At 67.1% G+C, this 19442-nt stretch carries 16 protein-coding genes, 1 tRNA gene and 2 pseudogenes; 8 read left to right on the top strand and 11 right to left on the bottom strand.

Annotation, left to right across the window (positions count from 1 at the left end; all coding sequences use genetic code 11):
• Nucleotides 1-164 precede the first annotated feature (164 nt).
• Together OG514_RS09850 and OG514_RS09845 are read left to right on the top strand one after the other, a co-directional pair.
• Entirely contained in the window at nt 165-389 is a 225-nt protein-coding gene (locus OG514_RS09850; RefSeq protein WP_266892968.1) for a hypothetical protein, read from the top strand.
• Nucleotides 386-1069: a GntR family transcriptional regulator gene (locus OG514_RS09845; RefSeq protein ID WP_266900809.1), complete on the top strand. Its 684-nt coding sequence runs from the start codon at nt 386-388 to the stop codon at nt 1067-1069. The genes OG514_RS09850 and OG514_RS09845 overlap by 4 nt, the downstream gene beginning before the upstream one ends.
• A 486-nt stretch (nt 1070-1555) precedes the next feature.
• Here OG514_RS09845 and OG514_RS09835 read toward each other — a convergent pair whose 3' ends face one another.
• Both OG514_RS09835 and OG514_RS09830 read right to left on the bottom strand, forming a co-directional pair.
• On the bottom strand, nt 1556-1936 hold the full coding sequence (locus tag OG514_RS09835) for a hypothetical protein (RefSeq protein ID WP_266892966.1): 381 nt from the start codon (nt 1934-1936) through the stop codon (nt 1556-1558).
• Complete coding sequence (locus tag OG514_RS09830; RefSeq protein WP_266892964.1) at nt 1936-4569, bottom strand: tetratricopeptide repeat protein; 2634 nt, start codon at nt 4567-4569, stop codon at nt 1936-1938. The genes OG514_RS09835 and OG514_RS09830 overlap by 1 nt, the downstream gene beginning before the upstream one ends.
• A 201-nt stretch (nt 4570-4770) precedes the next feature.
• Between OG514_RS09830 and OG514_RS09825 the strand changes: the two are divergent.
• The 4 genes and pseudogenes from OG514_RS09825 to OG514_RS09810 form a co-directional block, all read left to right on the top strand.
• A pseudogene (locus tag OG514_RS09825) lies at nt 4771-5721 on the top strand (FtsK/SpoIIIE domain-containing protein); the annotation flags it as partial.
• Between the two features lie 120 nt (nt 5722-5841).
• Nucleotides 5842-7233, top strand: a pseudogene (gene repSA / locus OG514_RS09820) (replication initiator protein RepSA).
• Nucleotides 7230-7412, top strand: coding sequence for a helix-turn-helix domain-containing protein (locus OG514_RS09815; RefSeq protein ID WP_266892962.1), 183 nt, complete (start codon nt 7230-7232; stop codon nt 7410-7412). The pseudogene repSA and the gene OG514_RS09815 overlap by 4 nt, the downstream one beginning before the upstream one ends.
• On the top strand, nt 7412-8557 hold the full coding sequence (locus OG514_RS09810; RefSeq protein ID WP_266892960.1) for a site-specific integrase: 1146 nt from the start codon (nt 7412-7414) through the stop codon (nt 8555-8557). The genes OG514_RS09815 and OG514_RS09810 overlap by 1 nt, the downstream gene beginning before the upstream one ends.
• 71 nt (nt 8558-8628) lie before the next feature.
• On the opposite strand, the gene OG514_RS09805 is transcribed toward OG514_RS09810, so the two are convergent.
• Nucleotides 8629-8701: transfer RNA gene (locus OG514_RS09805), tRNA-Arg, on the bottom strand.
• A 570-nt stretch (nt 8702-9271) separates the two neighbouring features.
• On the opposite strand from OG514_RS09805, the gene OG514_RS09800 reads away from it, so the two are divergent.
• Entirely contained in the window at nt 9272-9676 is a 405-nt protein-coding gene (locus OG514_RS09800; RefSeq protein WP_266892958.1) for a peptidase inhibitor family I36 protein, read from the top strand.
• Between the two features lie 153 nt (nt 9677-9829).
• Here OG514_RS09800 and OG514_RS09795 read toward each other — a convergent pair whose 3' ends face one another.
• The 8 genes from OG514_RS09795 to OG514_RS09760 all read right to left on the bottom strand — a co-directional run bounded on the left by OG514_RS09795 (nt 9830) and on the right by OG514_RS09760 (nt 17973).
• Nucleotides 9830-10330: a hypothetical protein gene (locus tag OG514_RS09795; RefSeq protein ID WP_266892956.1), complete on the bottom strand. Its 501-nt coding sequence runs from the start codon at nt 10328-10330 to the stop codon at nt 9830-9832.
• 218 nt (nt 10331-10548) lie between these two features.
• Complete coding sequence (locus tag OG514_RS09790; RefSeq protein ID WP_266892954.1) at nt 10549-11085, bottom strand: hypothetical protein; 537 nt, start codon at nt 11083-11085, stop codon at nt 10549-10551.
• Nucleotides 11086-11269: 184 nt separating this feature from the next.
• A complete protein-coding gene (locus tag OG514_RS09785) occupies nt 11270-12103 on the bottom strand; it encodes an ABC transporter permease (RefSeq protein ID WP_266892952.1) in 834 nt (277 codons plus the stop codon).
• Nucleotides 12100-13131: an ATP-binding cassette domain-containing protein gene (locus OG514_RS09780; RefSeq protein WP_266892950.1), complete on the bottom strand. Its 1032-nt coding sequence runs from the start codon at nt 13129-13131 to the stop codon at nt 12100-12102. Before OG514_RS09780 ends, OG514_RS09785 begins: the two co-directional genes overlap by 4 nt.
• 341 nt (nt 13132-13472) lie before the next feature.
• Complete coding sequence (locus tag OG514_RS09775; RefSeq protein ID WP_266892948.1) at nt 13473-15725, bottom strand: MMPL family transporter; 2253 nt, start codon at nt 15723-15725, stop codon at nt 13473-13475.
• A 129-nt stretch (nt 15726-15854) separates the two neighbouring features.
• A complete protein-coding gene (locus OG514_RS09770; RefSeq protein ID WP_266892946.1) occupies nt 15855-16442 on the bottom strand; it encodes a hypothetical protein in 588 nt (195 codons plus the stop codon).
• Nucleotides 16443-16552: 110 nt separating this feature from the next.
• Nucleotides 16553-17389, bottom strand: coding sequence for a DUF4097 family beta strand repeat-containing protein (locus OG514_RS09765; protein WP_266892944.1), 837 nt, complete (start codon nt 17387-17389; stop codon nt 16553-16555).
• Nucleotides 17390-17439: 50 nt separating this feature from the next.
• Nucleotides 17440-17973: a hypothetical protein gene (locus OG514_RS09760; protein ID WP_266892942.1), complete on the bottom strand. Its 534-nt coding sequence runs from the start codon at nt 17971-17973 to the stop codon at nt 17440-17442.
• A gap of 812 nt (nt 17974-18785) precedes the next feature.
• On the opposite strand from OG514_RS09760, the gene OG514_RS09755 reads away from it, so the two are divergent.
• A complete protein-coding gene (locus OG514_RS09755; RefSeq protein WP_266892940.1) occupies nt 18786-19316 on the top strand; it encodes a hypothetical protein in 531 nt (176 codons plus the stop codon).
• Nucleotides 19317-19442 lie beyond the last annotated feature (126 nt).

Genomic DNA, 19442 nt, shown 5'->3' with positions numbered 1-19442 from the left:
CCCCCGTCGGCAGCCACCCCCTACCGGTCCAGCCCATGCCGGATCGGCACCCACCACGAGTGCGCGCATTCCTGCCCGACGACGGCACCGATCGATATCCCGGTCATCTACGAGTTGTGCGTCTGCCCCTGCCACTCCACGACCACGGCGCCGGAGGCTGCCTCATGAACGGCTTGCCCCTCGGCGGGGCACTCGCCTCCCCAGTCGAGATCACCACGGCCACCGTGCAGCGCGGCGACGTCATCCAGATCGGCGGCCAGCCGTGCCGAGTGGCTGACCTCCGCCAACTCCCCGGCGGCGCCAAGCGCCTCCTCTTCGAGTCGGGCGAACTCCTGACCATGCACACCTGTACGCGCCTGATCGCCGTACGCGTGCTCAGAAGGTGGTGATCGACCCCGTGCCATCCCTCCGCCACACCATCGCCGACGACCTCCGGGCCCAAATCACCGCTGGCACCCTCAAGGCTGGCGCCCGCCTGGCCTCGGAGCCCCAACTCGCCGCGGACTACAAGGTCAGCACGCCGACCCTGCGCAACGCCCTCGCGCTCCTGCAGGCCGAGGGCCTGATCGAGAAGATCCATGGAAAGGGCAACTTCGTCCGCGTCCCTCTTCGGAGACTCACGTACGCGGACGGCCGCCTCACCCCGGATGCAGACCTCCACATCACGATCCGCACCACCAACCTCCGAGCGCGCGGCGGCCTGATCCCCCTACTCAAGGTCCCCTCGGGCACCCCGCTCACCGAGTTCCTCTACCTCACTCACCAGGGGGAGTTGCCGCACAGCATGGCCCGCATCTACGTCCCGCAGAACTTGGCGGCAGCCGAGCTCCCTCAGCACCGATCCAGCGTGGCGAAAAGCCGAGACCAGGTCAGCGCCCGACTCCCAACCTCTGAGGAAGCCTCCACTCTCCGCATCAGCTCGACGCTGGCCGTTCTCTCCATCACCCGCGTGTCGACGGACACGACTGGCCGTGTGGTCGAGGCAGCCCTCTTGGCAGTCCCCAGCGACCGCGCCGAATTGCTCTTCACCACGCACCACGCAACCGACGAGAAAGGACAGGAAGGATGACCCTCAACAACGAGCTCCGCCTCCTGCCGTGGTCGGGCCCCGACGGCAAGCCCTCGTACCTGAGCACCGACAGCGCCAGCAACCGTCTTTCTCGGCCTGGCCGACACCATAGAAGCGATTCAGCTGGAGTGGGCCGCCAGCCTCGTGAAGGACACACTGGGTGTCCTGAGCGACCCGGATATGGATCCGGAGAGACTCCACGGCCTGGCAGCTGATTTGAGTCAGACCCTCCGGGACATCCTTCGCATCGCGATAAGCCGCGGTCACCGGCTAGCAGTAACGAACGTCCTGTCTAATGGGGGCGACGAGGCACGACTGCCCAAGTCGCCCACCCACTAATAACTATGATCAAGCTAGAGGGCCCCAGTAACCGCACCGGGGCCCTCTGCTTAACTCAAGTGAGATTTCAAGTCTCGCGAACGCCAAGAGGACATGTAACCTGCGCCTCGTGGATCACACGGCGAGATCGGGTCGAATGACGAACTCTTAGAAGCTGACATCCCCCTGCACGGTCTTGATCTGCACAACCTTCCCTACATTCGCGTGCCCCGAAATCGAAATTCGATCATTCACTACATCATCTCGAGCGTACCCTTCGGACTCGAGAGTGGAAAGCAATTCGTCTCGAAAAGCAGAATCGCTACCCAGATAGCTTTCGATCGCCGACAGCAGCCTGTTCCTGGCCGCCTCGTTAGAGGGTTCCACCTCGCATTGCTCGAGAACCTCTACGGCTTCCTGATCAGTGCCAAACTTACCCCGCAAGAAGGCGGCTAGGCGCGTCGCAGTTCGCCAGGCCCCACTGCCGGCCTCCGCAAGAAACCCGCCGGCTACGAGACTGGCCACTGCCAGAGAGATGGGTTCAGCCATTACAGATCCCTACCTTCTTCGTTTGGCTCTGGATTCGATTTTTCAGTATTCGGCAAGCTTCCTCTTGTCGAATACTCTCGCGCATTAACGGCGTATTCTTCCGACTTGACGGGCTCGCCCAACTGCCCCCAAATCGACGAGAGTCTTTCAGCGCTCTCACTCGCTGAATCCCATTGTTGCATTAGAACTTCCAGTCGAACCTGCTCCCCGTAGGCGTCTGCGGCTTCCCGGGGCTTCTCCAGCTTCTCCAGCAGGTCCCCGACCACTCCGAGACACTTCGCCAGAGCTCGAGCCGATCCGTATGAACGGGCAACCCCTACCGCTTCCTGGGCGAAAGGGATCCCGGCGGAATGTATACCTCGGTCTCGCTCTACTCGGCTTCGGCAAATTAGGATGTCCACCAGGTCTTCTTCCCTCTCGCACCTGCGAGCTGCCGATACGGCCCCATCCAGCAGCTCAATAGCTCGATCAGGATTGCCGCGTTTAGCGTACGAATCTCCCCAGCAGTGCATTGCGGCAATGAAACCCTCTGGGTCATCTTCAATATCGCCTGAATCGAGAACTTCCAAAAATAGCGCGTCAGCCCGATCCAGCTCGCCTTGCCGAGCAAGCGAATCAGCAAAATGATGCCTGGCCCAAATGAAAGCGGAATCGTCGGCATTCCGGGCGAGGTCTAGCGCCTCTTGGTATGCAGAATTAGCTTCCGTGGTGCGACCTAGCGTTTCAAGTACCTTTGCTTTTCGGGTCAAGCGAACTCGCAATCCTTCGAAGTCGCCTCCTTCTCGCGCCGCCGCGATGGACTTGTCATAGGCGTCAGTAGACTGCTGAGCCATTCCGCTGGCAGCCAGGCAAGCGGCCATTCCCTGGTAGGCGAGTCCGTAGTGATGGGAATTGGCGTTATTTTCCGAAGCTAGTCGTAGCTCCTCTTCGAAGCATTCCAATGCTTCGTCGTGGCGTCCAATTCCACTGTAAAGATGCCCAAGCGCATGGAGCCCGCGCGCAACGGAATACGGACTAGCGATCGACTTGGCGATCTGAACCGACTCGGTGTACGCAGAGATGGCACTGGCGACATCCCACTGGCTACTTGCAGTTTTCCCAATCTCCCAGAGCACGTGAGCGCAAAAGGCCGGGTCGCCAATTTCCCGAAAGAGCTCCAAAGATCCCTGTAGATAGGACCGGGCGTCACTGAAATTCTCAAGTTCTCTCGACGCCTGGCCGAGCCCGCCCAGCATAAGGGCTTGCCCTTCAGCTGTCATGCATTTTCGCGCTGCGTCCAGTCCGGCTCGGTTACACGTGATCCAGTTATTGTAGTCACTCTCCATTGAGTGAAATTGGGCCAATGCATTGGCGGTTTTCCAGCAAATCTCGTTCAACTCAAGTTCAGCAGAGATCAATACGCCAGCTACTAGACTTTCTTTTTCTAGACGCACCCATGTGCGGATTGAAGGACTGTCGGATTCGAGTACGCGCAGGTGCCATTCCAGTAGACGTCGAACCGATTCTTCCCTCTCCTCGATCCACTCTTCGCCCCCGGATTTCTCTTTTGCGAAAAGCCTCATGAGGTCATGCACCCGGTACCGGCCGGGAATATCTTCTGGGCTGATCAAATGGCGATCCGCTAGATCTTCCAGAAGAACCTCTGCGTCGTAGTCGTCAATCGCGGCCATTTGCGCAACAGACTCTACGCTAAAGGTAGCGCCGAGAGTCAGGCCCACCATGTGAAATATGCGCGCCTGTTCTGGAGTCAGAGAGTCATAAGCTGTGGCGAAAACAGATCGAATCTCAATGTCGTCTGCCCTTAGAACTTCAAGTCGTCTCTGTTCATCTTGAAGCCGTGTCACCATTCGGGATAGGGGCCACAGGGGCCTCCGGATCAACTGGGCGCCAATGATGCGCAAAGCAATCGGCAGTCGTCCGCACTTTTCCGCTAGTTCGTTTACCTCCTCGGTCGACTCTTCCATGCGCGCAGCCCCGAGAAGGACGCGAAGGAATCTCGCGCAATCCTCTAGGGGCCAAACGTCGATTGGGATACTGCGGGCTCCCGGGAGGGCAGTAAGGGGGCGCCGACTTGTAATCAAGGCAGCGCTTGTTGGCGACGTTGGGATTATGTCGTTTACCTGTGCGGTGTCAGCGGCGTCGTCCAGGACGACGAGTATCGCCTTAGTAGCGATCAACGTTCGATAAGCAGTGGTCAGGCTCTCGTAATCGCCCGGCAGGTCTCCAACGGAAATGCCTAGATCTCTTAGGAATCGAGTCAGGATTTCCGTGGCCTCGACGGGTTTAACGCTCGCGCCAGCCAAGTTGGCGTAAAGGATTCCATCTGGAAACCTATCCGCAAAGGCGTGGGATGCTCGAATTGCAATCGAAGTCTTTCCTACGCCAGCCATTCCAGAAAGAACCCAGACAGCGGGCGCGTCGCGGGTGCTATCGATTGACTCCTCGATCTGGCGAATGACTTCCTGGCGGCCAGTAAACTCTGGGATATCGCGCGGTGTCTGAAGTGGCCTTCGTCGCTGCTTTAATTCCCCTCCCCCTAGTGAAACATGGTCAACATGGTCAATAACTACCGCTTTATCTACTGATGCGTGACCTGAGATCCGCAGGTTATTGACGCCGCCTTCCTGCTGCATATAGCCCCCTCTTCGGAACCGGATCAATCTCACAACGATGCCCGTCCGTCCAGCCTACCGAGAAGGCTGGGCGCTGGTTGGAGAATCGCACCAACTCGACGCGAAGGTTGGTGGAGCGGGTTTGGTCGGTGGCCTGCCCGGGCTGGGGTCGAGCATGAGCAGGGGGCCGTACGCTGGTTGGCAACTCGGTCAGGCTTTGGGCCAGGACAGGACGCCTTCGACGTGGCGGCCTCGTGCGACCGGCTGCGGCACTCGTTCGGCATGCATGGCGTGGTCTCGCGGGAGATCCGCTCCGGCGTCGTCGAACTGCGGATGACCGGTTACGACGTGCTCAAGCGGGTTCAGATGCCTGCTGGCGCCGAGCGCTCGACCATGCGCTTACCGGTCGCTCTGCGCGAGGACGGTGCCGTCCATTACCGCGACTACCGCACCACTCCGCATGCCCTCACGATCGGAGCTACTAAGTCTGGGAAGTCCGTCTACCAGCGGAATCTTGTCGCCGAACTCGCCGCCCAGGACGTGGCCTTGGTCGGGATCGACTGCAAGCAAGGGGTCGAGCTCTTCCCTCTGGCCCGCCGGTTCTCCGCCCTCGCCGACAACCCCGACACCGCCGCCGACCTCCTCGCGCACATGGAAGGCGTCTACCAACTCATCCGCGCCGAACAGCGCATCACCGCCGACACCCTGGACGCCGACATCGCCGCCGACATCTGGGACCTGCCCGACCACCTCCGTCCCGTTCCCATCGTCGTCCTCGTCGACGAGGTCGCCGAACTCGCCCTCTTCGCCACGAAGGAGGAAGAGAGGCGGCGGGACCGGATCATCACCACACTCGCCCGGCTCGCCCAGCTCGGCCGCGCCGCCGGCATCTACCTGGAGATCTGCGGGCAGCGCTTCGGCTCCGAACTCGGCAAGGGCATCACCATGCTCCGCGCCCAGCTCAGCGCCCGTACCGCCCACCGCGTCAACGACGAGACCAGCGCCAACATGACCTTCGGCGACATCGCGCCGGACGCCGTCCTTGCCGCCGTCCAGATCTCTGTCGACTCTCCCGGCCTCGCGATCACCGGCGACGCCTCCGGCGGCTGGGCCCGCATCCGTGCGCCGCACACATCGCTCCGCACGGCCGTCAACGCCTGCAACAAGTACGCGCACCTCGTCCCCCGGCCAAGCGCCGCTGACCGGCCCCCGGGCGGCCTCGATACCGCCAAGCATCCGCCGCCCGGGAGCCGTATCCCTCGCCGATCTTTCAACCGGAAGGAATCACCCATCATGGCCCAGCCCACCGCCGCCACCGTGGCGGGCCTGGACCCGGCCACCTTGGAGGATGTTCTCCGGGTAGCAGCGAACCCCGGCTTCGATCGCTGGAAGGACCAGGTGCACCGCACTGGCGGCTGCTCTGACCCCGTTCACCTGACCGGCTGGTCTCTCGCCAAGGACCGCACGTCCGGCGAGACCCTCCGCCGATACTCCACGGAGGCCGAGCCCGGCGGCCGTCTCCGCCTCGCCTGCGGCAACCGCCGCGCCTCCCGCTGCCCCTCCTGCGCCCACACGTACGCGGGGGATACCTATCACCTGATCCGCGCGGGCCTCGCCGGCGACGAGTCCAAAGCCATCCCCGCCACCGTCCGTGACCACCCCCGGGTCTTCGCCACCCTCACCGCCCCGTCCTTCGGCCCCGTGCACAACCGGCCCGTCCGCGGCGCCTGCCGCTGCGGCACCCGCCACCCGGAGAGCGACCCCGTTTTGGGCACGCCGCTCGACCCCGAGTCGTACGACTACGCCGGAGCCGTGCTCTTCAACAACCACGCCGGACAGCTCTGGCAGCGCTTCACCAACCGACTGCGCCGCGAACTCGCTGCCAGGGCCGGGCTCACTCAGCGCGAGCTGAAGGACGCGTTACGGGTCTCGTACGGGAAGGTCGCCGAGTTCCAGAAGCGCGGCTCCATCCATTTCCACGCCGTGATCCGGCTCGACGGACCGGACGGGCCCGGCACCGCCCACCCTCGTGGGCCACTGTGCAGCTCCTCGACGACGCGATCCGCGCCGTCGCCGTCCACGCGTACACGACCGTCACCGTTCCGACCGCCGGAGACCAGTCGCGTCGGTGCTTCCGGTGGGGCCGCCAGCTCGACATCCGCCCGGTCAAGGCGTTCGGCGACGGCTCCGACATCACCGAGCAGGCCGTGGCCTCGTACGTCGCCAAGTACGCCACCAAAGCCGCCGAGACTAGCCGAGACTACCGGCAGCCTCGACCGCCGGATCGGCAACCGGGAGGTGCTCGACCTCCTCGACGTGGCCGACCACCCGCGTCGCCTCATCGAGGCCTGCCTCGACCTTGCCCCTCTCTACCCGGACCGCAAGCTCACCGCCTGGGCCCACATGCTCGGCTTCCGCGGCCACTTCTCCACCAAGTCCCGCCGCTACTCGACCACTCTCGGCGCCCTCCGCCAGATCCGCGCCGACTACCGCGCCGCCCAGGAGCACATGGACGCGGACGCGGACACCGTGCTCGTCCTCGCCTCCTGGCAGTACGCCGGCCACGGCCACACCCCCGGAGAGGCCGCCCTCGCCGCGACCATCTCGCGCGGAATCCAGCTCAACCGTCAGACCGCCCGCGAAGCCCTAAGCAACCAACTCGCCCTGGAAGGAGCTCCGGCATGACCACCGACGAACTGCTGACCGTGCCCGAGGTCATGGCTCGGCTCAAGCTCGGACGCTCCACGGTCTACGACCTCATCCGCTCGCGCCGCCTCACCTCGATCACCGTCGGCCGCGCCCGCCGCGTACCCGTCGAGGCCGTACGGAACTTCATCACCCACGAAATCCGAGAGGCCGCCTGATGCCCGCCAAGCGCAACCCGAACGGCGCTGGCACCATCACCCAGCGGAAGGACGGTCGTTTCCAGGCCGCCGTCTACGTCCTCCAGCCCGACGGCACCCGCGCCCGGAAGTTCGCGTACGGCAAGACCTGGGCCGAGTGTGACGCCAAGCGCCGTGCACTCCTCGACAAGGCCGCCAACGGCATCCCCGTGCCGACCCGCTCGGCGAAGCTCTCCGAGTGGCTCCCGTACTGGCTCGACAACATCGTCCAGCCGCGCCGCAAGCTCAGCACGTACGACAAGTACGAGGCACACGTTCGCCTCTACCTTGTCCCGATGATCGGCTCCAAGCGGCTGGAGTCCCTGAGCGTGGCCGGCGTCCGGCGCTTCCTCGTTCAGCTGGAGAAGAAGACCACTGCGGCCACGGCTAAGGAGTCCCACCGCGTCCTGCGGACCGCCCTCACCGCCGCCTGCCGCGAGGAGCTGATCACGCGCAACGTGGCCACCCTCGTCGAGCCGCCCCGCCCAAAGGTGCGGGAGCTGAGCCCCTGGTCCCTGGACGAGACGCTCGGCTTCCTCGCCGCCGCCCGCAGGGACCCGCTGTACGCGGCCTTCGTCCTCGCCATCGCCATGGGGCTGCGCCGGGGCGAGCTGATCGGCCTCCGCTGGGCCGACGTCGACCTGGACCGTCGCGTCCTCTACGTCCGCCAGCAGATCCAGCGGCGCCGGGGTGTCCTGTACGACGACGATCCCAAGGGGCGTCGCCGGCGTGCCGTACCGCTGCCCGCCATGTGCATCGCACCCCTCCGCTGGCACCGCATGCGGCAGAACGATCAGCGGGCCAAGGCGGGGGAGGAGTGGAAGGGGAGTGACTACGTCTTCACGACGCGTACGGGCAGTCCGGTCGAGCCGCGGAACGTGTACCGGTCCTTCACCCGCGTCGCCGCCTCCGGCGGGCTCCGCGTCATTCGGCTGCACGACGCCCGGCACGGGTGCGCGACCCTGCTCACCGCTGCCGGCGTGGCGCCACGCGTCGTGATGGAGATCCTCGGGCACAGCCAGATCAGCATCACCATGGACGTGTACACACACGTCGTCCAGGACACGCAGCGCGAGGCGATCAGCCACATGGACCGGCTGCTCAAGAGGCGGCCCGGTCGTCCCTGACCGCTGCCGTTGATGTCAGGCGTGGATGTCAAAGGGCACCTACGGAGATCCGTAGGTGCCCTTTTCGCTTGTGCCCCCGGCAGGATTCGAACCTGCGACACCCGCTTTAGGAGAGCGGTGCTCTATCCCCTGAGCTACGAAGGCGTGGCCGGGGCTTGGGGGAACCTTGGAGAAGACCCGGTGGGTGGATCTTCGGCCAGGAAGCCAAGCCCGCTGGTCAGGCGCCGTGTGGACCCTGCTGAGTGGCATCGCTGCCTGACAGGAGCCGCGCCAACGGCTGACCAGAGAACAGGGTAGCGGATGACCATCCGCCAGGGGGCAAACGTTCCGGGGAGGGCGCGGGGAGTCACGCTGACCAGCGGGTTTTCCGGGATCTGGGGGTGGGGCGGTCTGATCCTGGTGAGGCCGCCGGGCCTTTATGTCCCTTGGGTGAACTTTCGACCGGTTCCAGGGTGTGGTGACGGTGTCGAGGGTCTGCGTCATTGCGGGCGGCGCGTCCGGCTGCGGTCCGCCCTCCGCCCCGCGTGTTGTCCCTTGCCGATCGCGAGAACGGTGGGGTTCTGTGGAGGCTGCTTTGAGTCATCGCCGAGTGATGATTCCAGCCATTTATAGAGTGCGTAGGTCAAGGATCCTTGACGGGTCTGGTTGGGCGTCGCCTATCGTTGCGTGGTTGCTTTCGCGACATATTCAGAATGGTCTACCAAAGGGATTTCGATGCGCAATCTGCACATTCTTGGCCTTGCCGCAGCCGTGCTCAGCATTGGGGCGTTCGCGGCGCCCGCCCAGGCGGCCTCTTATGACGGTGTTTGCAACTCTTCGAGTGGTGGGGAAATATGCCTCTACCGCGATGCCAATGCGAGCGGGCCCATCTACGACACGCTCTACAGCAAACCCTCTTATACGGGCACGTACTACGGAACCGGCATCTCCATCAACGACAGTGTGACGTCGGTCAAGAACCTTGATCCCGACACCAACGCCGAGCTCTACACCAACGGCAACTACACGGGCGACCACACGACGGCTTGGTCGGGTGCCACGCTCAACGACCTGGAGTCGTGGACCGACAACCTGGTCTCTTCCCACTGTTTCTGGAGCAACGCGGCTTGCCCCGGCTAGAAGCGCACCGGGCCGACAGGCGCCATGGAAGTTCTTCCATGGCGCCTGTCGGCTGTTTCGCATGCGCTGAAGAGGGAATTCCGATGAATTCGCGGCGCCGAGCCACCGCGTTCAGCGCGGTCGTCTTACGTGCACCCTCAGGGCAGCAGGAAATCAGTGGTTGATGTCTATGACGATCCGGTTGGGCGCGGTCAGCTTGAAGACCTTGTAAGAGGTGTGCGGGCCAAGGGCGAGGCCGAGGGTGTTGCTGTCCTCGAAGCTGTAGACGAGGGCCTGGCCCTTGAGGCTCGGGTACGTGAAGGATTCCGACCTCGGGCTCGTGTACGTGGACTGGTAGTTCACGTCGAACGTCTCGGCCGGCATGAGAGTGAGCTTCAGATAGGAATCGCCCGTGATCGGCACCTGGGTCTGCGAGCCTTCCTCGCCCCAGTAGAGCGGGGTGGTCTGCTCGCTGGTCGTCCACCCGGGGATCGTGCCTTCGCCGAGGTCGATGACGACGCGGTCGTACGTGGGGTGCGTGGCCGTCCGTACCCCCAGGACGCAGATGTCGGAACAGGTCGGAGCCGCCGCCACTGCCACGGCCGACGTGGTGCCGACAAGGGTGGCGACGAGGGCCGCGGTGCCCGTCAGCGCGCCGAGTGCGGTCTTGCGCATGAGTACTCCTGGTGTGGTGAGAAAAGGTGGAGCGTCGTACGGCGTGCTGTCAGGAGTTCTCGGCGGTCCCTCCGCCGGCCACTGACGGCTCGTTTGTTCCTACGGAGTCGGGCGTCGGGCCGGACCTGCGCAGGAGCGCGTGCGAACCCGCGGACCTGTACAGGGAACTGACGGCCTTTCCGGGCTCCTTGGTGTGGAGCGTGTGGAGAGGGGCGGGACTACCGGTAGATGTCGATGACGACGCGGTTCGGCTGGGTGAGGGTGAAGACGTTGTAGCGACTCACCGGGCCGTCCAGCGTGATCCCGAGGTGGGAGGCGACCGGCGAGTCGATCGGCGAGTCGAGCTGCTCCTCGTACAGGGACTGGACGGCCTTGACGGTCGGCAGGCCGAACGGCGTCACCGCGGGGCCCGAATGCAGGGGGTCCCCGATGTTGGCAGGGGAGAAGGCGACGAACAGGTACGACGAGCCGGGGGTCTTGATCGTCCGCGGCTCGCCGAACGGGGTCATGAAGTCGCCGGACGTGCTCTGCGTGGCGGTGACGGTGGGCAGGGGGCCCGTCCCCAGGTCGAACACCACGCGGTCGTAGCCGGTGTGGGTGGCGGCGCGGACCCCGGTGACGCAGATCGGGTCACAGACCGAGGCCGTCGCCCGCGCCGGTGCGGCCGAGGCCGTGGGAGCGGCGACGAGCGTCGCGAGGAGGGCTGCGGCGGTCGGTGCGACCAATCGGCCCATGACGCTTCTGTTTATGGGCATGGCGACGTGCTCCTTCGGGTCGGGAGGGTCCACAACTTAGGGCAGGTACCTGACAGCCGAGCCAGATCTTTTCGGGGAGTACGTCAGGTCGGGGAGCGGCCCTCGACTGGTCGGCCGAATGGCGTAGGGGCGGCTCCCGGCACCGGCCGGGAGTCGCCCCTACGTCGTGTTCGCCCCGCCGGGATCAGCGCGTGACCTCGCGCTCGAAGGCCGAGCGGGACCACAGGTAGCCGAGTGCGGCGAAGGCCGCGCACCAGGCCAGGGCGATCCAGCCGTCGTTGCCGATCGGGGTGCCGAGCAGCAGGCCGCGCAGGGTCTCGTTGATCGGGGTGAAGGGCTGGTACTCGGCGAACCAGCGCAGGGCGGTCGGCATGGATTCCGGGGTGACTACCGCGCTGCCGAGGAAGGGCAGGAAGGTCAGCGGCATCGGGGCGTTGCTCGCGGCCTCGACGGTCTTGGCGCCGATGCCCATCGCGGCGGACAGCCAGCTCAGGCCGAAGGACAGGAACAGGAGCAGACCCAGGGCGGCCAGCCACTCGACGGCCGAGGCGTCGGGCCGGAAGCCCACCGCGAAGGAGACGCCGGTGACGAGGACGAGGATCACCGCGACCTGGATGACGCTGGCGAGGACATGACCGGTGAGGATGGAGCCGCGGGAGATCGACATCGTGCGGAAGCGGTTGACGATGCCTTCCGTCATGTCGGTGCAGACGGAGATGGCTGTCGTGATGGCCCCCGATGTCACGGCCATCAGGATGATGCCGGGCACCACGTAGTTGGTGTAGTCGCCGCGGTCGCCGCCCGCCCCGATGCCGGTGCCGAGCGCGCCGCCGAAGACGTACACGAACAGCAGCAGCATCACGATCGGCATCACGACGATCGTGATGGTGAGGGAGGGGTAGCGCTGCAGGCGCTTGAGGTTGCGGCGCAGCATCGTCTTGGAGTCGCGGAAGGCGTACGAGCGGGTGGGCTCGGCGGCCTTGGCCGGGGCGAGGGTGACGGGGCTCGTGGTGCTCATCGGTTCGACTCCTTCTGGGCGGTGGCGGACGTGGACGCGGCGGTGGCGGACTGGCCGGGGACGGCGGGGGCGTTCTGCTTGCCGGTGAGGGTGAGGAAGACGTCGTCGAGGTCGGGGGTGTGCACGGTGAGCGACTCGGCCCGCGCCCCGGAGCCGTCGAGGGCGTCGAGGATGGCGCGGAGATTGGTGACCGAGCCGTCGCTGGGGATCTGCAGGGTGAGCGACTCGTGGTCGCTGGTGGCGATGCCGAAGATCGCGGCCGCCGTGGCGAGGTGCGCCTCGTCGGCGAACCGGACGCGGACGTGGCCGCCGGGGATCAGCCGCTTCAGCTCCTCCGCGGTGCCTTCGGCGACGAGCCTGCCGTGGTCGAGGACCGCGATGCGGTCGGCGAGGTGGTCGGCCTCCTCCAGGTACTGCGTGGTGAGGAAGATGGTCACGCCCTGATCCGTGACCAGGTCCCGGATCAGCTCCCACATGACGCGGCGGCTGCGCGGGTCGAGGCCGGTGGTCGGCTCGTCGAGGAAGATGATCTGCGGCCTGCCGACCAGCGTCATCGCCAGGTCGAGCTTGCGGCGCATGCCGCCGGAGAAGGTGGCGACGTTCTTGCGGGCCGCCTCGGTCAGCTCGAACCGCTCCAGGAGCTCGGCGGTGCGGCGCCGGCCCTCGTCGCGGCTCAGGTGGTGCAGGTCGGCCATGAGGATCAGGTTCTCCTCGGCGGTGAGCAGCCCGTCGACGGCGGCGAACTGTCCGGTGACGCCGATCCGGCGGCGTACCGAGCCGGCGTCGGTCGCCACGTCGTGACCCCCGACCTGCGCCTCGCCCCCGTCGGCCGTGATCAGCGTGGAGAGGATCTCGACGGTGGTGGTCTTGCCGGCGCCGTTGGGGCCGAGCAGGGCGAAGATCGTGCCCTCGGGGATCCGCAGGTCGATGCCGTCGAGCACCACCTTGTCGCCGTACGACTTGCGAAGGCCGATCGCGGCGATCGCCGCGGTGCGCGTGCTGGTGGCCGCTGTGGTCGCGGTGTTCATGGTGGGCGGACCTTTCTCTTGCGGGGAGTCCGAGGGCGGGGCTGATGAGGTGGGGCGATGGGGCGGGGCCGACGGGTCGACCGGCTTGGCGCTGGAGTGGCGCCAAGTGGTGCCGTGCTTGCGCCATCATCGTGGCACATAGATGGCGCCATGTCGAGTCATTGTGGCGCCATACGTGGCCTTGGGTGTCGCCATGTGGCGCCGCGCTGCTCTGGCCTGCGCTGATGCGATTCCGGTACGCCGCCGGGCCCGCCTCCCAGCCCGCCCCTGGCAGCGGAAGGCGCCCCCGCGCCGGCCTCTGCCGGTACGGGGGCGCCTTCCGCCGGGGCCGCGAGAGGGCCTCAGCCGATCAGGGTGCGCTCCTGGTGCGAGCGCGGAGCCTCCTCCACCCGGCCGAGCTTCTCGCCCTCGACGTCCACCCGCGGCAGGATCCGGTCCAGCCACTTCGGCAGCCACCGGGCGGACTTGCCGAGCAGGGCGAAGAGCGCGGGCACGATCGCCATACGGACGACGAAGGCGTCGAAGAGGACGGCGATCGCGAGGGCGAAGCCGATCATCTTGACGAAGTCGTTGTCCTCCACGATGAAGCCCGAGAAGACGCTCATCATGATGACCGCGGCCGCGCCGACCACCCGGCCGCCGTAGCGGAAGCCGTCGACGACCGCCTCGGCCGGGCGTGCCCCGTGGGTGTACGACTCGCGCATCCGGCTGACCAGGAAGACCTCGTAGTCCATCGCGAGGCCGAAGACCACGCCGATCATGAAGATCGGCATCGTGCTCATGATCGGGCCGGGAGCGTCGATGCCGAAGACATCGGCGAGCCAGCCCCACTGGAAGACCGCGACGACGGCACCGAGGGCCGCGGCCACCGAGAGCAGGAAACCGAGGGCGGCCTTGAGCGGGACCAGGACCGAGCGGAAGACCACCATCAGGAGCAGGAAGGCGAGGCCCACGACCAGGCCCAGGTAGGGCAGGAGCGCGTCGTCGAGGGTCTGGGAGAAGTCGATGAACATGGCCGTCTGGCCGGTCACCAGGATCCGGGACGCGGTGCTCTCCTCCAGGTCGCCGGCGGTGTCGCGGAGTGCGTGGACCAGTTCCTCGGTCCTCTTCTCCGTCGGGCCGCTCTTCGGGACGACGGTGAGGATCGCGGTGTCGCCCGCCTTGTTGGCGGTGGCCGGGGAGACCGCGGCCACGCCGTCCGTCTTCGCGAGGGCCTTGCCGATCTCGGCGCCGGCGGCCTTGGCGTCCTCGGCCTGCACGGTGACCATCAGGGGGCCGTTGAACCCGGGCCCGAAGGACTCCGACAGCAGGTCGTACGCCTTGCGCTGAGTGGTCTGCGTCGACATCTGGCCCTCGCCCGGCAGGCCGAGCTCCAGGCTCATGGCCGGTACGGCGATCGTGCCGAGGCCGATCACCCCGACGAGCAGGACGACCACGGGGTGACGCAGGACGTAACTCGCCCAGCGGGAGCCCAGGTTGGGCCCGGTCTTCCCGGCGAGCTTCGCCTCGTGCTTGGCGGCCCTGCGCTGCTTGCGGTCCGACAGCGGCTTCACGGCGTACCGCAGGCGTCCCTTGCGGGCCATCACCTTGACCGGCGCGAGGCCGAGGAGCGCGGGGACCAGGGTGATCGCCACGAGTACGGAGACGGCGACGGTGCCGGCCGCGGCGAGGCCCATCTTGGTGAGCATCGGGATGTTCACCACGGCGAGCCCGGCGAGGGCGACGATGACCGTGAGACCGGCGAAGACGACGGCCGAGCCCGCGGTGCCGACCGCCCGTCCCGCGGCTTCCTCGGGGGTACGCCCCTCGACCCGCTCGGCGCGGAATCGGGACACGATGAACAGCGCGTAGTCGATGCCGACCGCGAGGCCGATCATCATCGCGAGGGTCGAGGTGGTGCCGGACAGGCCCAGCGTGGAGCCGAGCGCCGTGATGCCCGAGATGCCGATGCCGACGCCGATCAGCGCGGTGATCAGCGGCATTCCGGCCGCGATCATCGAGCCGAAGGTCAGGACGAGGACGATCGCGGAGATCAGGATGCCGATCTGCTCGCCGGTGCCGCCCATGGCCTGCTCGATCTTGACCGCGTCACCGCCGGCCTCGACGGTGAGACCCGCCTTGCGGGCCTGCGCGGTGGCAGTGTCGAGGGCGGCGTGCGCCTTGTCGTCGACCTCCATCGCGGGGACCTTGTACGTCACCACCATGTAGGCGGTCGTCTCGTCCTCGCTGATGCTGACGGCGGGGGACTTGTACGGGTCTGCGACGCCCACCACCTGCGGGGACGAGGTCCCCAGCTCGGCGACGAGGCGCTCGACCTGGGTCCGCGTCGAGGGCGTCGTGATCTTCGCGCCCTCGGGGGCCCGGACGACGACCCGGGCACTGGCGCCGTCGACGCTCGCGTCCGGGAACCTCTCGGTCAGCAGGTCGAAGGCCTCCTGCGATTCGGTGCCCGGCATCGAGAACGTGTCGGCGGGCGGCGCCGGCGCGGACGAGGCGGCGAAGCCCATGCCGCCGAAGATCAGCAGCCAGAGCAGCAGGGTCACCCCCCGGCGGCGGAAGGCGAGGCGGCCCAGTCTGGAGAGGAACGTAGCCACGGTGGGGCTCCCGTTGGGTAGGTGGTGATCGAGTGGGCGCGGCGCGGCATGGCGGCATGGCGGCATGGCGCCACGGCGGCGCATGGGCGGCGCATGGGCGGTGCGGGGGTGGGTGCGCTCAGGCCTGCGTCAGGACGCGGTGGTGAGCAGTTCGCGGCGGGTCGGCGACCGGTGCAGGTCGAAGGGGACCGGGGTGGGCTGCCTGCGGGTGGTGGTGAAGACGTACAGGCGCAGCACCAGGAAGCGGCCGATGCCGGCGAGGCCCGAGGCCGAGAGGTAGACGGCCTGTTCGGCGGCGAGACCGGGTGCGCTCGCGAGGGTGTGCAGGGCGAGCATCGCGAGGGTGGTCACGAAGAAGGCGGCGGTGGCCGTCCCGGCGGACTGCAGGTGGTGGCGGAGGCCGCAGCGCAGGAGGCGGCGCCGGGCGGGGCGTCGCCCCGACGCGGGCTTCGACGCGGGCGTCGACGCGAGCCCCGATGTGGGCCTCGGCGCGGGTCCGGGCGCGGGCTTCGACGCGAAGGTGAAGCGGGCGTGCAGCTCGGTCGCGAGGATCGTCGAGACCACCGTGACCAGGGCGTTGGCGAGGGCGAACGGCAGGAGGGCGGTGAGCAGGGCGACGGCCGCGCTGGAGGCGAGGCCGACTCCGCCGCCGAAGATCACGAAGCGCACGAAGGAGGCGAAGGCGCCGGGGGTGCTGGTCTGTAAGCCGCGTTCCATGGTGCTCTCCGTCCCCCTCGATGCGATGCGATGCGATGCGATGCGATGCGTTGTGGTGCGGTGGCGTGCGATGTGGTGCGTGGTTTTCGCCGGTAGGCGCGGTGACGCGGTTACGCGCGGCGGATGACGATGTCGCCGACGCTCGTGCGGCCGCGGACCTCGACCGTCTCCTCGGACTGGCCCGGGCCGTCCGTCGTACCCAGCTCGTTGCGGACGCGGCCGGCCGTGGACCGTACGTCGAGCCAGGCCGCGGTCCCCTCGGCGATGCCGATTTCGAGGCCCCCGGCGGAGGAGTCCAGCGTGATCCTGCCGCGTACGACGTGTTCGAGGCGGATGGCGCCACTGGCGGTCTTGGCGGTGACCGAGGACTCCGCCTGCCCGACACGGATGGGTCCGTTCGACGAGTTCACCCGCAGCTCCCCGCCGATCTCGCCGATCACGGTCTCGCCGTTGAGGTTCCTGACGGTCGCCGCACCGCTGATCCGGCCGACCTGCACGCGGCCCGACCCGTGGATCTCGGCCTCACCCGTCGTACGGGCCACCAGGATGTCGCCGTGCGAGGTCTTCAGCCGTACGTCCGCGGCCTCTTCCAGCTGGATGTCGCCGGCGGCGGTCGTGAGGCGGCAGTTCCCGAACAGGCCCTCGCCGATCAGCTCGCCGAGGCCCGTGCTGCCCGTCAGGGCCGAGCCCGCGGGGAGCTCGACGGTCACGTCGACCGCGCCGACCTTGCCGAAGAGCGAACGCTTCTTGGGGCCCTTGACCAGCAGCTTCCCGGCGGCGCAGGTGACCTTGGTGTCCGCGGCGGCCTGGACGTCGAGCTTGTCGCCGGGGTCGCTCGGTGTCACCTCGACCACGGTGTCGGTGCGCTTGGCGGCGACGATCCGGACGCGCCCGATCTCCAGCTCGACGGTGGCGGTGAGGGCTTCGGGGGTTTCGAACGTGGGCATGGCTGTGCCGTCCTTCGACTCGGAGAGGTGTGTGCTCGGGTGACGTGCGGCTAGCGGACCCAGCCGGTGAAGCCCTGTCCGACGGCGGGGCCGAGGCCCGTCGTGCCCTGCCGGGTACGGCCCGCCGTGCCGGGTTCGAGGGCGGCGGCCACGGCCCGGACCAGCCAGGCGTTGACCGAGAGCCCCTCGCGGCTCGCGGCTTCCTCGACCCGGGTCTTGAGCTGGGCCGGCGGCCGGAAGTTGATGCGCGAGGTGGCGCCGTCCTCGGCCTCCGCGGGGGCCGGCGCCGGGGGCGGCGGGGCCTGTGCCGGGGTGCCGGGCTCGTCGAAGAGGTCGGCGGTGGGCGGTGCGGTCACCACGAACTCGGGGTTCAGACCGCGCAGTCGCAGGTCGACCGAGCCGGGCGCGAGGTCACGGGTGACCTCGTCCATCGCGTCGGACAGGGCGTTGAGCAGCGTCAGGCGGGCGGCCGACTCAAGAGTGCCGGTGAGCCGCTCGGCCAGGGCGCGCGCTTCGTCGCCGCCCGCCTCGGCGGCCACGCCGAGCTCATGACGGAGGTTGTCAACGTACGGGGTGAGGTCCATGACGCAATAGTGGCACCACCGTGGCGCCATTGCAAGTTCTCTGGCGCCACGATGCGCCAGAGTGTTGCCGGGATGGCGCCACGGGGTCTCATGGGTCGGTCCCAGGGGGCGGGTGGGTCTCAGGAGATGAGCCTCGGGAGAGGGGACTCCGCGCGAGGTCGCCGGTCGGAGCGGCGCAGGCCACCGTGACCGCGGGCCGTCGTGCAGGCGACTTCCGCCTTCCGGAATGACCGGTCGACTTTCCGTGCGCTCCTCCGTCGCGGCGGGCGGAAACCGGCCACCTGTGCCGCCTTTCGGGTGCGACCCATATGCAAGGCATATCCGGTCTATGTCGGACCCAAATCCGATATGCCGGTGGCCTGTCCGGATTTACCGTGAATGGTGAAGGAAAATCCGGCCATTCGGCCGCGGCCGTCGCTTTAGGTGCGGTGGAGGCGCGGGGAAGCGGAAATCGATGCGGAACGGCCTGAAGTGATTCCGTCCGCCTGGTCAAGGAGGCCTTCTCCTACCTGGCGGTAACCGCTTTCACGTGCGACTTTGGTCGATGGGCCGGGGAGTGTCCCCCTCACCTCCCGCCCCGGGGTGGGAGGTGGGTGTCCGAAATTCAATTCGCCCATTTCGAGGGCCTGAGGGTCGATATGAGTGCAGTGGGGTGAATGTCGAGGGGGTGAGGCGGGTCTGTGATTCGAGTCGGTGGACTCATGGGTTCTGGCCAATGTCGAGAAATTCGCTATGCAGGGGCAGGGGGATGCCTCTTGGGTTGAGCGACTCTATTCAGCGCCGATCTTGGAAAGTCGGAGGAACCCCACCTCATGCGCACTTCACGCCGTACGTGGGCTCGTATCGCCTCGCCCCTCGCCGCCCTGGCACTCGCCTCGGTGTTCGCGCTGCCCCAGGCATCCGCCGCGACCTCGGTAGGGGCGGGGAGCGCGAGCGTGACCGCCACGTGCTCCGACGTCTGTGTCCTGGGGACGCGCGCCGCGACGCACACCGGCTACGACCGGCTCGTGTTCGACCTGTCGGCGAGCCCCCAGGTCACGACGTGGACGAACACGACGGGCGAGTACGTCCCGAACAGCGGCAAGACGGAGTACCTGGAGATCAAGGGCACGTCGTACCTGTTCCTCACGATGGAGCGGGCCCACCTCTACGACGACGCCGGGAACCTGGCCTTCACCAGCCCGGCCCTGCAGGCGCTGAACCTCCCCTCGGTCAAGGGCGTACAGCTCCTGGGCGAGTTCGAGGGCCGCGTCGAGTTCGGCATCACGCTCGGGCCGTCGACGAGCCACCAGGTGTTCAAGCTGACCCAGCCGAACCGCCTGGTCGTCGACGTCTACCGCTGAAGCCGCCGAGCCTCTCATCTCGGCGCATTCGAAGACACGAAAGGGCAGTTGATGACACACAGTTCAGGCGGACCCGGTGGAAGAACGGGTATCGCACCGGGGGCCGCGCGATGAGACGACGGCGGA

Origin of the sequence: Streptomyces sp. NBC_00572 (assembly GCF_026341815.1) — a bacterium.
In the GTDB taxonomy this organism is placed as follows: domain Bacteria; phylum Actinomycetota; class Actinomycetes; order Streptomycetales; family Streptomycetaceae; genus Streptomyces.
This window is presented reverse-complemented; position numbering and strand designations above follow the sequence as displayed.

Excerpts from the sequence above, each read along its gene's own strand:
- OG514_RS09800 (WP_266892958.1), top strand. The coding sequence starts at position 9,272 with ATGCGCAATCTGCACATTCTTGGCCTTGCCGCAGCCGTGCTCAGCATT.
- OG514_RS09810 (WP_266892960.1), top strand. The coding sequence starts at position 7,412 with ATGCCCGCCAAGCGCAACCCGAACGGCGCTGGCACCATCACCCAGCGG.
- OG514_RS09755 (WP_266892940.1), top strand. The coding sequence starts at position 18,786 with ATGCGCACTTCACGCCGTACGTGGGCTCGTATCGCCTCGCCCCTCGCC.
- OG514_RS09760 (WP_266892942.1), bottom strand. The coding sequence starts at position 17,973 with ATGGACCTCACCCCGTACGTTGACAACCTCCGTCATGAGCTCGGCGTG.
- OG514_RS09790 (WP_266892954.1), bottom strand. The coding sequence starts at position 11,085 with ATGCCCATAAACAGAAGCGTCATGGGCCGATTGGTCGCACCGACCGCC.
- OG514_RS09830 (WP_266892964.1), bottom strand. The coding sequence starts at position 4,569 with ATGCAGCAGGAAGGCGGCGTCAATAACCTGCGGATCTCAGGTCACGCA.
- OG514_RS09815 (WP_266892962.1), top strand. The coding sequence starts at position 7,230 with ATGACCACCGACGAACTGCTGACCGTGCCCGAGGTCATGGCTCGGCTC.
- OG514_RS09765 (WP_266892944.1), bottom strand. The coding sequence starts at position 17,389 with ATGCCCACGTTCGAAACCCCCGAAGCCCTCACCGCCACCGTCGAGCTG.
- OG514_RS09780 (WP_266892950.1), bottom strand. The coding sequence starts at position 13,131 with ATGAACACCGCGACCACAGCGGCCACCAGCACGCGCACCGCGGCGATC.
- OG514_RS09795 (WP_266892956.1), bottom strand. The coding sequence starts at position 10,330 with ATGCGCAAGACCGCACTCGGCGCGCTGACGGGCACCGCGGCCCTCGTC.
- OG514_RS09850 (WP_266892968.1), top strand. The coding sequence starts at position 165 with ATGAACGGCTTGCCCCTCGGCGGGGCACTCGCCTCCCCAGTCGAGATC.
- OG514_RS09770 (WP_266892946.1), bottom strand. The coding sequence starts at position 16,442 with ATGGAACGCGGCTTACAGACCAGCACCCCCGGCGCCTTCGCCTCCTTC.
- OG514_RS09785 (WP_266892952.1), bottom strand. The coding sequence starts at position 12,103 with ATGAGCACCACGAGCCCCGTCACCCTCGCCCCGGCCAAGGCCGCCGAG.
- OG514_RS09835 (WP_266892966.1), bottom strand. The coding sequence starts at position 1,936 with ATGGCTGAACCCATCTCTCTGGCAGTGGCCAGTCTCGTAGCCGGCGGG.